Source organism: Pseudomonas sp. C11, from assembly GCF_034683865.1.
In the GTDB taxonomy this organism is placed as follows: Bacteria; Pseudomonadota; Gammaproteobacteria; order Pseudomonadales; family Pseudomonadaceae; genus Aquipseudomonas.
In genome coordinates this window covers 39,023-54,186 of the sequence record NZ_JAWIIP010000008.1, presented here as the reverse complement: position 1 = coordinate 54,186, position 15,164 = coordinate 39,023, and the positions used below count along the sequence as shown (strand labels likewise).

At 65.0% G+C, this 15,164-nt stretch carries 13 protein-coding genes; 4 read left to right on the top strand and 9 right to left on the bottom strand.

Annotated elements, in window-relative coordinates; all coding sequences use genetic code 11:
- Positions 1-7 precede the first annotated feature (7 nt).
- The 3 genes from cueR to VC352_RS14045 form a co-directional block, all read right to left on the bottom strand.
- Positions 8-418 (bottom strand): Cu(I)-responsive transcriptional regulator, encoded by a 411-nt coding sequence (gene cueR / locus VC352_RS14055; protein ID WP_322980180.1) that lies wholly within the window; start codon positions 416-418, stop codon positions 8-10.
- A complete protein-coding gene (locus tag VC352_RS14050) occupies positions 415-2,784 on the bottom strand; it encodes a heavy metal translocating P-type ATPase (RefSeq protein ID WP_322980179.1) in 2,370 nt (789 codons plus the stop codon). Before VC352_RS14050 ends, cueR begins: the two co-directional genes overlap by 4 nt.
- 64 nt (positions 2,785-2,848) lie before the next feature.
- Positions 2,849-3,241 carry a hypothetical protein gene (locus VC352_RS14045; RefSeq protein ID WP_322980178.1) on the bottom strand — a complete coding sequence of 131 codons (393 nt, stop codon included), beginning with the start codon at positions 3,239-3,241 and terminating at the stop codon, positions 2,849-2,851.
- A gap of 106 nt (positions 3,242-3,347) precedes the next feature.
- On the opposite strand from VC352_RS14045, the gene VC352_RS14040 reads away from it, so the two are divergent.
- Positions 3,348-3,545 (top strand): heavy-metal-associated domain-containing protein, encoded by a 198-nt coding sequence (locus tag VC352_RS14040; RefSeq protein WP_322980177.1) that lies wholly within the window; start codon positions 3,348-3,350, stop codon positions 3,543-3,545.
- A 182-nt stretch (positions 3,546-3,727) separates the two neighbouring features.
- Here VC352_RS14040 and VC352_RS14035 read toward each other — a convergent pair whose 3' ends face one another.
- Positions 3,728-4,348, bottom strand: a complete 621-nt coding sequence (locus tag VC352_RS14035) for a TetR family transcriptional regulator (protein ID WP_322980176.1) — start codon at positions 4,346-4,348, stop codon at positions 3,728-3,730.
- A 186-nt stretch (positions 4,349-4,534) separates the two neighbouring features.
- Here VC352_RS14035 and VC352_RS14030 point away from each other — a divergent pair, with 186 nt between their 5' ends.
- Positions 4,535-5,704 carry a Bcr/CflA family multidrug efflux MFS transporter gene (locus tag VC352_RS14030; RefSeq protein WP_322980175.1) on the top strand — a complete coding sequence of 390 codons (1,170 nt, stop codon included), beginning with the start codon at positions 4,535-4,537 and terminating at the stop codon, positions 5,702-5,704.
- A gap of 147 nt (positions 5,705-5,851) precedes the next feature.
- Here the strand turns inward: VC352_RS14030 and adeC are convergent, their stop codons facing one another.
- From adeC to VC352_RS14015, 3 genes are read right to left on the bottom strand one after another with little or no spacing between them, the layout of a single operon-like run.
- Positions 5,852-7,285: an AdeC/AdeK/OprM family multidrug efflux complex outer membrane factor gene (adeC, locus tag VC352_RS14025; protein WP_322980174.1), complete on the bottom strand. Its 1,434-nt coding sequence runs from the start codon at positions 7,283-7,285 to the stop codon at positions 5,852-5,854.
- Positions 7,282-10,425, bottom strand: a complete 3,144-nt coding sequence (locus tag VC352_RS14020) for an efflux RND transporter permease subunit (protein WP_322980173.1) — start codon at positions 10,423-10,425, stop codon at positions 7,282-7,284. The genes adeC and VC352_RS14020 overlap by 4 nt, the downstream gene beginning before the upstream one ends.
- Before the next feature lie 14 nt (positions 10,426-10,439).
- Positions 10,440-11,588 carry an efflux RND transporter periplasmic adaptor subunit gene (locus VC352_RS14015; RefSeq protein ID WP_322980172.1) on the bottom strand — a complete coding sequence of 383 codons (1,149 nt, stop codon included), beginning with the start codon at positions 11,586-11,588 and terminating at the stop codon, positions 10,440-10,442.
- A gap of 288 nt (positions 11,589-11,876) precedes the next feature.
- Here VC352_RS14015 and VC352_RS14010 point away from each other — a divergent pair, with 288 nt between their 5' ends.
- Positions 11,877-12,509: a TetR family transcriptional regulator gene (locus tag VC352_RS14010; protein ID WP_322980171.1), complete on the top strand. Its 633-nt coding sequence runs from the start codon at positions 11,877-11,879 to the stop codon at positions 12,507-12,509.
- Here the strand turns inward: VC352_RS14010 and VC352_RS14005 are convergent, their stop codons facing one another.
- Complete coding sequence (locus VC352_RS14005; RefSeq protein WP_322980170.1) at positions 12,510-12,692, bottom strand: hypothetical protein; 183 nt, start codon at positions 12,690-12,692, stop codon at positions 12,510-12,512.
- Positions 12,693-13,048: 356 nt separating this feature from the next.
- Positions 13,049-14,065, bottom strand: coding sequence for a zinc-binding alcohol dehydrogenase family protein (locus tag VC352_RS14000; protein WP_322980169.1), 1,017 nt, complete (start codon positions 14,063-14,065; stop codon positions 13,049-13,051).
- Positions 14,066-14,167: 102 nt separating this feature from the next.
- Here VC352_RS14000 and VC352_RS13995 point away from each other — a divergent pair, with 102 nt between their 5' ends.
- Complete coding sequence (locus VC352_RS13995; RefSeq protein WP_322980363.1) at positions 14,168-15,109, top strand: LysR family transcriptional regulator; 942 nt, start codon at positions 14,168-14,170, stop codon at positions 15,107-15,109.
- Positions 15,110-15,164: the final 55 nt, after the last annotated feature.

Genomic DNA, 15,164 nt, shown 5'->3' with positions numbered 1-15,164 from the left:
CCGCAATTCAGTGGCTGCCGGCGCAGCAGGTGCCGTGCTCCAGGCCCTGCAGGATCGGGCAGTCTGGGCGGTCGTTGCCCTGGCAACTGGCCGCCAGCTCCGCCAGGGTGTCGCGCAGTGCACTCATCTCGGCAATCTTGCGCTCCAGATCGGCGATATGTTGCTCGGCCAGCGCCTTCACATCGGCGCTGGCGCGCTGCTTGTCCTGCCACAGCGCCAGCAGCCGGCCCACTTCCTCCAGTGAGAAACCCAGGTCCCGCGCGCGCTTGATGAACGCCAGGCGGTGCAGATCCTGCTCGCTGTACTGGCGGTAACCGCTTTCTGTACGCCCCGCCTGGGGCAGCAGGTCGATGGACTCGTAATAACGAATCATCTTGGCGCTGAGCCCCGTATGCCGGGCGGCCTGGCCGATATTCATGCGCGTGGTCTCCAGCGATTGAGCAGCAGGGCATTGCTCACCACGCTGACGCTGGACAGGGCCATGGCGGCGCCCGCGAACATTGGGTTGAGCAGGCCGGCGGCAGCCAGCGGAATGCCGATCAGGTTGTAGACGAAGGCCCAGAACAGATTCTGGCGGATCTTCGCGTAAGTGCGCCGGCTGATGTCCAGCGCGGCGGGCACCAGGCGCGGATCGCCGCGCATCAGGGTGATGCCGGCGGCGTGCATGGCGGCATCGGCGCCGCCGCCCATGGCGATACCGACATCGGCGGCGGCCAGGGCCGGCGCGTCGTTGATGCCGTCGCCGACCATGGCCACGCTGCCTTGTTCACGCAATTCACCGATCAGCCGCGCCTTGTCGACGGGCAGCACCTGGGCGTGCGGCTCGTCGATGCCCAGTGCGTCGGCCACTGCCGCCACGCTGCCGGCGTTGTCGCCGCTGATCAGGTGGCTGGTGATGCCCTGTGCGCGCAGTTCGGCGATGGCGTCAGCAGCGCCGTCCTTGAGCTGATCACCGAAGGCCAGCAGGCCGAGCAGGCGCGGGGCGTCGCCGGTTTCGATCAGCCAGGACAGGGTGCGCCCCTGTGCTTCCCAGCCCCGTGCCGATTCGGCCAGTGTGCCGGCCTGCAGGTGGTTCTCCTGCAGCAGGCGGCGGCTGCCCAGTTGCAGGGTGCGGCTTTCGACCTCGCCGGCGATGCCTCGTCCGGCCAGTGCTCGGCTTTCGCTCAGCGCCGGTAGGGTGATGTGCTGCTCGCTGCAGCGCTGCAGTACCGCCTTGGCCAGCGGATGTTCGCTGCCCTGTTGCAGGCCGCCGGCCAGGCGCAACAATTCTTCTTCGCCGGCCTCGCCCAGGCCGATATGGACGATGCGTGGTTTGCCCTCGGTGAGCGTGCCGGTCTTGTCGAAGGCGATGTGCTGCACGCCATGGGCTACCTCCAGCGCCTCGGCGTCCTTGATCAGAATGCCGTGGCGCGCGGCCACGCCGGTGCCGGCCATGATCGCCGTGGGCGTGGCCAGGCCGAGGGCGCAGGGGCAGGCGATCACCAGCACGGCCACGGCGTTGAGCAGGGCGTGTTCCAGCGGGGCGCCGAGCAGCAACCAGGCCAGCAGGGTAGCCAGGGCCAGCAGCAGCACGGTAGGGACGAACACCTGGCTGACCTTGTCCACCAGCTTCTGGATCGGCGCCTTGGCTGCCTGAGCGTCTTCCACCAGGCGAATGATCCGTGCCAGCACGGTTTCCGCGCCGAGCGCGGTGGTGCTGACCAGCAGGCGACCTTCGCCATTGATCGCGCCCGCCGTGACCTTGTCGCCCGGTTGCTTGGCCACCGGCAGGCTCTCACCGCTGATCAGCGCCTCATCGGCATGGCTGCGACCTTCGAGCACTTCGCCATCGACCGGGAAGCGCTCGCCAGGCTTGACCACGACGCGGTCGCCCAGAGCCAGGGCGTCGATGGCGACCTGCTCCTCGCGGCCGTCAAGCAGACGTGTGGCGTGATCCGGACGCAGCGCCTGCAAGGCTCGTATGGCGCTGGCGGTCTGGCGCTTGGCGCGGCTTTCCAGGTACTTGCCGAGCAGGATCAGGCTGACGATCACCGCCGAGGCCTCGAAATACAGGTGCGGCATCTGCCCGGTCGGCGTCATCGCCCACTGATAGAGGCTCAGGCCGTAACCAGCGCTGGTGCCGATGGCCACCAGTTGATCCATGTTGCCGGCGCGGGCCTTGAGTGCCTGCCAGGCGGCGCGGTAGAAGCGTGCACCGAAGATGAACTGCACCGGTGTGGCCAGCGCGAACTGCACCCAGGCCGCTAGCATCCAGTGCAGGCCGAAGGGTTCGACCAGCATCGGCAGCACCAGTGGCACGCTCAGAGCCAGGGCTGCGAGCAGGGTCAGCCGCTCGCGCTTCAGCCGCTGCTGGGCGTCGTCGTGCTGGGCTGAGTCGCTCTGCACGGAGGCCTTGTAGCCGGCATTCGCGATGGCCTTGAGCGCCTGCTGCGGATCGAAGCCGGCGACCACCTGCAGGCGGGCTTTTTCATCGGCGAGGTTGACGGCGACCTGGCTGATGCCGGGCACCTTGGTCAGGGCGCGCTCGATGCGCCCGACGCAGCTGGCGCAGGTCATGCCTTCGATTGCCAGTTCCAGAGGCTGGCTGGGCACGCTGTAGCCGGCGTTCTCGATGGCGCCGATCAGTTGTTCCAGGCTGTTGGCCGGGGCCTCGATGCGCGCACGTTCGCTGGCCAGGTTGACGCTGGCGTCGGTCACGTCCGGCACCTTGCGTAGCGCGCGTTCGACACGGCCAGCGCAACTGGCGCAGGTCATGCCCTGGATCGGTAGGTCGAAAGTGGTCATGATCGGACTCCTGTCGCTCGATGCGGCACAGGATCAACCTTGACCCCGTGGCAAGGTCAAGCCTTCAGTTCATCGGCGGCGCATCACGCAGTCGCAGACCATCAGGCTCCATGGCGATGCGGTAGCGGCGTATCTCGCCGGCCTGCAGTTGCAGTGACTGGTTGCTCAACTGGGCGATGCCATCCTGGCACGAGCCGGTACCGGTCAGGCCCAGGCGCAGCGAGACTTCCCCCGGCGGCAGGTTGAACGACACCGACTGCCCCTGGAACAGCCGGGCGGCCATTTGGTCGTGCAGGTACAGGGCGACCTCGCAGGTGGTGGCGACTTCCAGGCGCTCGCGGGAAATGATCAGCACCGCATAGCCCTCGCCCTGTGCGCTGTCCACCAACGGGGCCAGGGGCTGGGCCTGAGCGGTAGCGGTCAGTGCGGCGACGAGCAGCAGGTGGGGCAGGCGCATGGTGGCATCCTCGAACGCAGTGGGATGATCGGTGGCAAGGACTTGACCTTGCCACCGTGGCAAGGTCGAGACTACACCCATCGAGCAACGGATCAAGGAGTCAGCCATGCAAGCGTTCAAAGTCAGCGGTATGTCATGCGGGCACTGTGTACGGGCCATCACCCAGGCGATCAAGGCGCTGGATGCGAGTGCCGAGGTGGAGGTGGATCTGGCCAGTGGCTTGGTACAGGTCAGCGACGGGCTCGACCGCGAGCAGGTGCAGGCGACGATTCGCGAGGAGGGTTACGTTGTCGAGCCGGCCTGAGCGACTGGCCTCAGAACCTATTCACGATCTGCTGCGCGTCGGCCATGCTGCGTTGAAACCAGCCTCAAAATGCTCATTTACACTTCGTAAAGTCGAACGCGACTCCGAGCGTTTTTCAGCTGGTTTTGCGGGGCCGCCATCGGTGTTGCCTGGCTCTAGCACGCGAGATCGTAAACCGGTTCTCAGGGCCATTGCTGCAGCAGGCCGCGCAGGCAGCTGTCGAAAATGGCCGGCGTGTCGTGTTGCGCGTCGAACAGCTTGGGGTCGCGCAGCCAGTCGCTGAACAGCCCCACCAGCATCGCGTGCAGGGCGCGTGAGGCCAGGCGCGGGGTGATGCCGGGGCGCAGTTGTGCCTGCACCGCCGGCAAGGCGAACTGCTGTTCGCACAGGGCGATGAACTGATTGACGAAGGCTTCGTGGCGTTCTTCGGCTTCACGCAGCTCCTCGGTAAATTCGCAGCGGCGCAGCAAGACGGTGAGGATGCGCCTGCGCTTTTCATCGAGCACCAGATTGGCCATGGCTTCCACGCACAGGTCGCGCAGCAGTTGCAGCGAGGCCATGTCGTCGACCGCTGCCAGTTGCTCGGCCAGCGGCTCGAGCGGCAGGCGTACCTGGTTGAGCATCTCGTGGAACAGGTGCGCCTTGTTCTGGAAGTGCCAATACACCGCGCCACGGGTCACGCCCGCCTGACGGGCGATCTGGTCAAGGCTGGTGTGGGCGACGCCACGCTCGAGGAACAGGTGCTCGGCGGCATCGAGGATGGCAATGCGGGTTTTCTCCGCATCTTCTTTGGTTCTGCGCATGGCGGCCGATGGGTCTGGTTTGCGATGCCGGCATTTTACCGAGTTTACTTCGGCGAAAGGCAGTCAGGCGTTGGCTGAATCGTGCGGTATTCGCCAGGCGTAACAGGCGAACAGTGTGGTGTTGGGCTTTATGGCGCGTACCGCGCAATGAGATGATTAGCCGGCTAACAAAACCTCGGAATCGTCATGCCTTTACGCTTTTTGCTCATTCTGGGTGCGCTCAGTGCGTTCGGCCCGCTCGCCATCGATTTCTACCTTCCCAGCTTCCCTACGCTGGCGCGTGAGTTCGCCACCGATGTGGAGCACGTGCAGCTGTCGCTGGCCGCCTATTTCATCGGTATCTCCCTGGGGCAGCTGTTCTATGGGCCGATCGCCGACCGCTATGGGCGGCGTATTCCGCTGCTGATCGGCGTCGCCTTGTTTACTGCTGCTTCGTTTGCCTGCGCCCTGGCGCCGAGCCTGGACTGGCTGATTGCCGCGCGCTTCGTGCAGGCGCTCGGTGGCTGTGCCGGTATGGTGATCAATCGCGCCGTGGTGCGTGATCTGTGCGATCCGTTGGCCTCGGCCAAAGTGTTCTCGCAACTGGTTCTGGTGATGGGACTAGCGCCGATCCTGGCGCCTCTGGGCGGCGGTCTTCTGCTGGATACGCTGGGCTGGCCTTGGATCTTCCACAGCCTGGCGCTGTTTGCCGGGGTGTGCCTGCTCGCAGTCTGGCTGTGGCTGCCGGAGACGCGCCCACAGCATATGCAGCCGGCGCCCCTGAGCGGAGCCTTCGGCCAGTATCGAGCGCTGTTGGGCAATGCGTCCTTCATGGGCTACAGCCTGGCTGGTGGGGTGGCCATGGCGGGCATGTTCGCCTATATCGCCGGCTCGCCCTTCGTCTTCATCGAACTCTATGGCGTGCCGGCCGAACACTACGGTTGGTTGTTCGGCAGCAATGCCGCCGGTTTCGTGCTGATGGCGCAGGTCAATGCGCGGCTGGTGCGCAGAGGCGGGCCAGCCCTGTGGTTGCGGCGCATGGTGCTGGTCTACCTGATCAGTGGGGTGTGCCTGCTGGTATTGGCTGCCCTGCAACTGGCGAGCCTTTGGCCATTGCTGATTCCGATGTTCATCTGCGTGGCCAGCCTTGGCTGCGTGCTGCCCAACGCGACTGCTTGTGCGATGGCGGGGCAGGGCCCGCACGCGGGCAGTGCTTCAGGCTTTCTGGGCAGCCTGCAGTTCACCGTGGCTGCTGCCGCGTCGGCACTGGTGGCTTATCTGCACGATGGAACGGCACTGCCCATGGCGCTGGTGATCGCCTGCTGTGGCGCCATTGCCACAGGCTGTGCCTGGTGGAGCCGCCGCTTCGTGGTGTAGGCACAGGGGAGCGGTATCCCAGGTCTTATGTGCCGGCGCCTGAGGCGCATCCCTCGAGGGCTTGTGAGCGGACAAAAAAACGCCCCCGCAAAAACTGCGGGGGCGGCGCGTTAGATAAGATTCTTCCTTGATGCGGGTTACGCGCGATCAATTCTCGTTGGGGGTGGCCTCGCTGGCGCTCCAGCCGCCGCCGAGTGCCTTGTACAGCTCGACCTCGCTGGTCAGTTGCGCCAGGCGGTCGCTGATCAGTTGCTGGCGCACGCTGAACAGTTGGCGTTGGGAGTCGAGCAGGGTCAGGTAGCTGTCCACGCCGGTGCGGTAGCGCCGCTCGGCCAGCTCGTAGTAGCTCTCGGTACTTTCCAGCAGGGCACGCTGCGCATTGAGCTGCTCACGATAGGTGGTGCGTGCCGCCAGCTGGTCGGCGACCTCCTGGAAGGCGGTCTGGATGGCCTTCTCGTACTGCGCGACCTGCACGTCCTTTTGCAGCTCGGCGTAGTCGAGGTTGGCGCGCAAGCTGCCGGCATTGAAGATCGGGATGCTGATCTGCGGCTGGAACAGCCAGGAGCCGGAGCCACTGTCGAACAGCCCGGAGAGCTGGCTGCTGCTGGTGCCCGCATTGGCGGTCAGGCTGATGCTGGGGAAGAATGCCGCGCGCGCAGCGCCGATGTTGGCATTGGCGGCCTTGAGCTGGTATTCGGCCTGCAACAGGTCGGGGCGGCGTTGCAGCAGGTCGGAGGGCAGGCCGGCCGGTACGCTTTCCAGCAGTTCGCTGTCGAGTGCCAGCCCCTGCGGCAGGTCGGCTGGCAGGTTGGTGCCGAGCAGCAGGATCAGCGCGTTACGATCCTGGGCGACCTGGCGCTGGTATTGCGCCAGGCTGACACGGGCACTGTCCACGGAGGTGCGCGCCTGGCTCAGCGACAGCGCGTCGGAGACGCCGACGTCGAAGCTGCGCTGGGTCAACTGGTAGCTGGCTTCGTAGGTTTCCAGGGTGTCCTGGGTCAGCTTGAGCAAGGCCATGTCGGCTTGCCACTGCAGGTAAGCCGTGGCGACGCTGGCCACCAGGCTGATCTGCGTGCTGCGAGCTGCCTGCTCGGTGGCCAGGTACTGCTGCAGGGCCTGGTCGCTGAGGCTGCGCAGGCGGCCGAAGAAGTCCAGCTCCCAGGCGCTTACGCCCAAGGTGGCGCTGTACTGGCCGCTGGTGGTCGCCTTACCGGCCTGGCTGAGGTCGCCGGGTACACGCTGGCGGGTACCGCTGCCGTCTGCGGAAATCGAGGGGAACTGCTCGGCGCGCTGGACGCGGTAGAGGGCCCGGTAAGACTCGACATTCAGCGCGGCGACGCGCAGATCGCGGTTGTTCTCCAGTGCCGTCTGCACCAGCTGGCGCAGGGCAGGATCACGGAAGAACGCCTGCCACTGCAGATCGGCGGCTGGCGTGTTGCCTTCGCGGGCGGCATCGCCGTAAGCCGCACCTTGCGGCCAGTCGGCCGCCACTGGGGCGTCCGGGCGCTGGTAGTCAGGGATCAGGCTGCAGCCACTGAGCAGAGCAGTGGCGACGGCCAGGGATAACAGGGACTGCCTCATTGCAGCGCCTCCTTGTCGTTTTCGCCGGCCGAGTCGGTTTTCTTTCTCTCGAACAGCGAACAGATCACTACGTAGAACAGCGGGATCCAGAAGATCGCCAGGATCAGGGCGCTGAGCATGCCGCCGATCACACCGGTACCGATGGCGTGCTTGCTGCCGGCGCCGGCACCACTGGCGATGGCCAGCGGCAAGCAGCCGAGGATGAACGCCAGCGAGGTCATCATGATCGGCCGCAGACGCAGGCGGCAGGCTTCGATGGCGGCCTCGGTCAGCGTCATACCGTGTTCGTACTGCGCCTTGGCGAACTCGACGATAAGGATCGCGTTCCGCGCCGACAAGCCGATGGTGGTAAGCAGGCCGACCTGGAAGAACACATCGTTGGACAGCCCACGCAGTTCGGTGAAGAACAGCGCACCGATGATTCCCAGTGGCACGACCAGCATCACCGAGAACGGGATCGACCAGCTCTCGTACAGGGCAGCCAGGCAGAGGAATACCACCAGCAGCGAGATGGCATACAGGGCCGGAGCCTGAGACCCCGACAGGCGTTCCTCGTAGGACAACCCGGTCCAGGCGTAGCCGACGCCTTCCGGCAACTGCTTGGCGATTTCCTCCACGGCGGCCATGGCATCACCGGAGCTATAGCCGGGGGCTGGGGCACCGAGGATTTCCACCGCCGAAACGCCGTTGTAGCGCGCCAGTTTGGGCGAACCGTAGGTCCACTCGCCGCTGGCGAAGGCACTGAACGGCACCATCTGACCCTGGTCGTTGCGTACGTACCACTTCTTTAGGTCTTCCGGGCTCATGCGCGAGTCGGCGGCACCTTGCAGGTACACCTTCTTCACCCGGCCCCGGTCGATGAAGTCGTTGACGTAGCTGGCACCCCAGGCGATCGACAGGGTGTTGTTGATGTCCGACAGCGACAGGCCCAGGGCGCGTGCGCGTTCGTCATCGATCAGCAGTTGGTACTGTGGCTCGTCGCGCAGGCCGTTGGCGCGCACCTGGCTGAGTACCGGATGCTGGTTGGCCAGTTGCAGGAACTTGTCGCGGGCCTGGTTCATCACCTCGTGACCGACGCCGGCCTGATCCTGCAGGAACAGGTTGAAGCCAGTGGCGTTACCCAGCTCCATCACCGCCGGCGGGGCGAAGGCGAAGACCATGGCATCGCGGAAGCTGAAGAAGTGCATCTGTGCACGCTGAGCCAGCGCCGCGACACCGTTCTGCTCACCTGGGCGTTCGCCCCAGGGTTTGAGCATGATGAACGCCATACCCGAACTCTGGCCACGGCCGGCGAAGTTGAAGCCGGTCACGGTGAACACCGATTTGACCGTGCTTGCCTCGTCTTTGAGCAGGTATTCACGCATCTCGTCGACCACCACCTGAGTGCGCTCGGCACTGGAACCGGCCGGTGTCTGCACCTGGGCGAACAGTACGCCCTGGTCTTCCTCGGGGAGGAAGGCCGTGGGGATGCGGGTAAACATCCACACCATGATGCCGACGATCACCAGATACAGCAGCAGGTACGGCGCCTTGCGCTTGAGCATGGCGCTGACGCCGCGCTGATAAGCGTTGCTGGTGCGGTCGAAGTTGCGGTTGAACCAGCCGAAGAAGCCCCGTTTGGCTTCATGGTGGTCACCATCGATGGGCTTGAGCAGGGTGGCGCACAGCGCCGGGGTGAAGATCAGCGCCACCAGCACCGACAGGGCCATGGCCGAGACGATGGTGATGGAGAACTGCCGGTAGATCACCCCGGTGGAACCACCGAAGAAGGCCATCGGCAGGAGCACCGCCGACAGCACCAGGGCGATACCGACCAGCGCACCCTGGATCTGGCCCATGGATTTGCGCGTCGCCTCCTTGGGCGACAGGCCGTCCTCGCGCATCACCCGCTCGACGTTTTCCACCACCACGATGGCATCGTCCACCAGCAGGCCGATGGCCAGCACCATGGCGAACATGGTCAGGGTGTTGATGGAGAAGCCGAACGCCGCCAGGATGCCGAAGGTACCGAGCAGCACCACCGGCACCGCCAGGGTGGGGATGATGGTGGCGCGCAGGTTCTGCAGGAACACCAGCATGACCAGGAAGACCAGCACGATGGCCTCGAACAGGGTGTGTACCACCCCTTCGATGGAGGCCGAGATTACCGGCGTGGTGTCATAGGGGAAGACCACTTCCATGCCGGCCGGGAAGAACGGCTTGAGGTTGTCGATGGTCTCGCGTACTGCCTTGGCGGTATCCAGCGCGTTGGCGCCGGTGGCCAGCTTGATCGCCAGGCCGGAGGCCGGCATGCCGTTGTACTGCGCGTTGGTCGAGTAGTTCTCGCCGCCCAACTCGACCGTGGCGACATCGCCCAGGCGTACCTGGGATCCGTCGGTCTGTACCTTGAGCAGGATCTTGCGGAACTCTTCCGGGGTCTGCAGGCGAGTCTTGCCGATGATCGTGGCGTTGAGCTGGTTGCCCGGCGCGGCCGGCAAACCGCCGAACTGACCGGAGGAAATCTGCACGTTCTGCGCCTGGATGGCGCTCTTCACGTCCACCGGAGTCAGCTGGAAGCTGTTGAGCTTGGCCGGATCCAGCCAGATACGCATGGAATACTGCGCACCGAACACCTGGAAGTCGCCCACGCCCTTGGCCCGCGAGATCGGATCCTGCAGGTTGGAGACGATGTAGTCGGACAGATCCTCGCGGCTCATGCTGCCGTCCTTGGAGACGACACCGATTACCATGAGGAAGTTCTTCACCGCCTTGGTCACGCGGATGCCCTGCTGCTGCACTTCTTGCGGCAGCAGCGGGGTAGCCAACTGCAGCTTGTTCTGCACCTGTACCTGAGCGATATCCGGGTTCACCCCCTGCTCGAAGGTCACGGTGATTTCCATGCTGCCGTCGGAGTTGCTCGCCGAACTGACGTAGCGCAGTCCGTCGATACCGTTGAGCTGTTGCTCGATCACTTGCACCACGGTGTCCTGCACCGTCTGCGCCGAGGCGCCCGGGTAGCTGACCTGGATGCTGACGGCGGGCGGGGCGATGCTCGGGTACTGGTTGATCGGCAGCTTGAGGATGGACAAGCCGCCAGCCAGCATGATCACCAGGGCGATCACCCAGGCGAAGATAGGCCGGTCGATAAAGAATCTGGACATTCAGTAATTCTCCGTTAGCCCTGGCCGTTGCCTGGCTTGGCCTCTGCTGCCGGCGCGTCGTTATTGACGTTGCCGGCCGGTACGGCCTTGACCTCGATGCCCGGCTGGACGAACTGCAGGCCTTCGGTGATCAGACGGTCGCCTTCGTTGAGACCGTCCTCGACCAGCCAGGCGCTGCCGACGGTGCGGCTGGCCTTGAGCACACGCGGTTCGACCTTGTTCGCGGCGTTGACCACCATGGCCACGGGTTCGCCACGCTGATTACGGGTGACGCCCTGTTGTGGCGCCAGAATGGCCTGCTGTTTGACCCCAGCCTGCAGCTCGGCGTGCACGAACATGCCTGGCAGCAGCAGGTGATCAGGGTTGGGGAATACGGCCCGCAGGGTCACCGAGCCGGTGCCTTCGTCAACGGCCACCTCGGAGAACTCCAGGGTGCCGTCATGGGCATAGTGGCTACCGTCTTCCAGCACCAACTGCACCTTGGCCGAATTGTCGCCGACCTTCTGCAGGCGACCTTCTGCCAGATCGGCACGCAGGCTGAGCAGATCCTTGCTGGACTGGGTGACGTCGACGTAGATCGGATCAAGCTGCTGGATGGTGGCCAGGGCCGTGGCCTGACCATTGGTGACCAGCGCGCCCTCGGTCACTGCCGAACGGCCAATACGCCCGCTGATCGGTGCCAGAACCTTGGTGTAGCGCAGGTTGATGCGAGCTTGCTCCAGGGTCGCCTGGGCCTGCAGGGCGGAGGCCCGCGCGTCGTCATAGGACTGCTGACTCACGGCTTTGTCAGCGACCAGCAGCTTGTAGCGCTCGGCCATGGCACTGGCGGAAATCTGCGCGGCTTGTGCGCTCTGGTAGGTGGCTTCGTAGGTTGCCGGGTCGATCTGGTATAGCTGCTGGCCGGCCTTGACCTCGCTGCCTTCGGTGAACAGGCGCTTCTGGATGATGCCATCGACCTGCGGCCGTACTTCGGCGATGCGATAGGCCGCGGTGCGGCCGGGCAGCTCGCTGGTCAGGGCAAAAGGCTGTGCCTTGAGCGTGACCACGCCGACCTGAGGTGTTTGTTGCGGTGGCGGAGCGCTGTCTTCCTTGCAGCCGGTCAGGCTGACCAGAGCCAGAGCGACGGCGGAAACCAAGATGGCGAAGGCTGGCCTCGTGTGCATCTGAAGGAACCTCGTTGTAATTGAATCTATGCCCGGAGGGCGAAGGGGGCGAAGGCAGGGGAAAGCGATGGCGAAATATACTTACGTACGTGAATGTTTGTAAATGCCTAAAACTGCCTTCATACTCTGGCCCGCTCCCGCTGGACGGGTGCTTCCAGGCATGCCCGGCATGCTGGAAAGTCGCGGCGCGGATGCCGCTTCATCGTGGGCCTGTGCGTTCGGCGACTTGATCCGCCTTAGAGAACGCACTGCCCAAAGGGTTTCAGGCAATACGGAGTATGGTGCGAAATGGCCAGACGAACCAAAGAGGAGGCGCAAGCGACGCGAGTGCAGATTCTCGACGCGGCCGAGCAGGTGTTTCAGGCTCAGGGTGTCTCCCGTGCGTCGCTGGCCGAGGTAGCCAAGGCCGCTGGCGTCAGCCGGGGCGCCATCTACTGGCACTTCGAGAACAAGATAGACCTGTTTCAGGCAATGCTCGAACGTCTGCACCTGCCGCTCGAAGAGTTGGCGCGGGCCAGCGAAGACGAGGACGAGCCAGACCCCCTGGGGTGCATGCGTGATCTGCTGATCATGGCCCTCACGCGCCTGGCGAACGAGCCGCAGACCCGCCGCACGCATGACATTCTTCGCTACAAATGCGAGTACACCGGCGAGCTGCTGGGCCTGCGCGAACGCATGCAGGCGCTGAGCATTGAGTGTGACCAGCGCATCGCCAAGGCGCTCGGCAATGCCGTGAGCAAGGGCCAGTTGCCCGCCGACCTGGATTGCCAGCGTGCCGCCATCTGCCTGCATGCCTACATTGAAGGCCTTGAGGCCAATTGGCTGCTGGTGCCCAACTATGATCTGACGACTCAGGCACCGGCGCTGGTCGAGGCCCTGCTGGACATGCTGCGTACCAGCCCGGCGCTGCGCCTGGGTTGATCAGCTCGCCTGGCGCTGCGGTGCACGCCAGGGCAGGGGGTGCGGTGCACGCAGGCGTGCTTCCAGAGTGGCGACGAACGCCCGCGCTTCGGCTTCGCTGCGAAAGCTCACGCAGTGCTGATCGAGCTTGACCTGCCAACGGCCTTCGCTGCCCTGATTACGCTGTTCGATGACGATGTTCATGCTGGCAACCTCCTAGGCGCTCCTGCGCCTGCTGGGAGAGCTTGCATGGTAGATCGCGTTGATGACCCTTTCCTGACCTGGATCAACCTTGCCGACTTGTGGCCGCCAGAGGCACCGCGCCATGCGCCGCAGCGCCAGGCCCGCTGCGGCCTCGACCGCTGGTCGGATCATTCGCTTGAACCGGCGTAGGCGCTGTCCGCCGCGTTTGGCGGCTCAGAACCTGTTCACGAGCTCGCGAGCTAGAGCCAGGCAAGGCGAAATCAGGCGAAAAAGCACAGTTTACGAGCTGTAAATGAGCATTTTGAGGCTGGTTTCAACGCAGCATGGCCGACGCGCAGCAGATCGTGAATAGGTTCTCAGAAACCTTCCAGCACGATCTTGCCCCTGGCCTTGCCACTCTCCAGCAGCGCATGGGCACGGCGCAGGTTGGCCGCATCGATCCGCCCGTAGTGTTCGCCCAGGGTGGTCTTCAGCACGCCACTGTCGACCAGGCTGGACACGCGTTGCAACAGGCGGTTCTGCTCGATCATGTCCGCGGTCTGGTACAGCGAGCGGGTGAACATCAGCTCCCAGTGCAGCGACAGGCTCTTGCGCTTGAGCTTCATCACATCCAGCGGCTGCAGCGGGTCGTCGATCAGGGCCAGGCGCCCCTGCGGCTGCAGGGCTTCGATCAACTGCTCGAAGTGCTGATCGGTCTGGGTCAGGCTGGCCACATGGGTCACCTGGCCGACGCCGATGCGCGCCAGTTCCTCGCTCAGCGGCTTGCTGTGGTCGATCACGTGATGCGCGCCCAGTTCGCGTACCCAGGCTTGGGTTTCCGGGCGCGAGGCGGTGCCGATCACGGTCAGGCCGGTGAGGCGTCGTGCCAGTTGCGTGAGAATCGAGCCGACGCCGCCGGCCGCGCCGACGATCAGCAGGCTCTGACCCGCGCTGGCGTTGCCTTCGCGGACTTGCAGGCGCTCGAACAGTAGCTCCCAGGCGGTGATTGCGGTCAGCGGCAGGGCAGCGGCTTCGGCGAACGACAGGCTCTGCGGCATGCTGCCGACGATGCGTTCATCGACCAGATGCAGCTCGCTGTTGGAGCCCGGGCGATCTAGGGCGCCGGCATAGAACACGCGATCACCCGCCTTGAACAGGCTGACTTCGCTGCCGACCGCCTTGACCACGCCGGCGGCGTCCCAGCCCAGCACCTTGGCCGTGCCTGGCTCGGGAGTGACCCCCAGGCGGATCTTGGTATCGACCGGATTCACCGAGATGGCGTGTACCTCCACCAGCAGATCGCGCGGGCCTGGCGTGGGTTCGGGCAATTGGACGTCCTGCAAGGCATCGGGATGATCGACTGGCAGGGACTGGTAATAGGCGATGGCTTTCATGGCAAAAGCTCCAGGGAGGTAAGGTATGGCCATGCTCGGCTATTTCGCCAGGGTGAAAAAGCGGGTAGGAATAGAGTCTCTTTCACTTTGAATTTGAAAATCATGCTGCGCCTGGATGACCTGCAACTCTTCGTTCGCACCGCCGAATCCGGCAGCCTCTCTGCCGCAGCGCGGATGCTGGACGTCTCGCCTGCGGTGGCCAGCGCCGCACTCAAACGCCTCGAGCAGCAACTGCAGGTGCGCCTGCTGGCGCGCTCGACGCGCAGCCTGCGCCTGACCCCGGAAGGCGAGCTGTACCTCGCGCATGCACGTGCCGCGCTGCAGAGCCTGGAAGAGGGGCGCCAGCAACTGGCTGGCAGCCAGGAGGACATTCGCGGCGTCCTGCAACTGTCGGCCCCCTCGGATTTTGGCCGCAACACCCTGCTGCAGTGGCTCGACACCTTTCAGGAGGCGCACCCGCAACTGCACCTGCGCCTATTGCTGGCCGATCGCGTGGCCGATCTGTTTCGCGAGCCGGTGGACATCGCTCTGCGCTACGGCGCCCCGGAGGATTCCAGCCTGGTCGCGTTGCCGGTCGCGGCGGACAACCGCCGGGTACTCTGCGCCGCACCCGATTACCTGGCCCGGCATGGTGCGCCGCAAACGGTGGAGGAGGTGGCCCGGCACAACTGCCTGCTTTACATGCTGCACGGCCGCGTGCACGAGCGCTGGCGCTTCAGTCAGGGCAAGCGCGAGCTGCTGGTGACGGCGGCGGGCAACCGCGTCTGCGACGATGCCGATGTGACCCGGCGCTGGGCCGTGGCAGGCCAGGGGCTGGTGTACAAGTCCTGGCTGGACGTGGCCGAGGACGTGCGCGCCGGGCGCCTGCAGGTGCTGCTGCCGGACTGGCTCGGCGAGCCGACGCCGTTGTATCTGGTCTGTGCCCATCGGGCGCAACTGAGCAAGGCGGTGCACCTGCTGCGTGAGTTCCTGCAGCGCCGCTGTGAGGTGTTGCTGGCCGAGGCGCCATGGCGCTGTGCAGGCAAGGCCGATGGGCTCTGCTAGACTGCCGTCTCGAAGCGCTGCGGCAATTGACCGCAGTGTCGCGCCGCCACCGTCT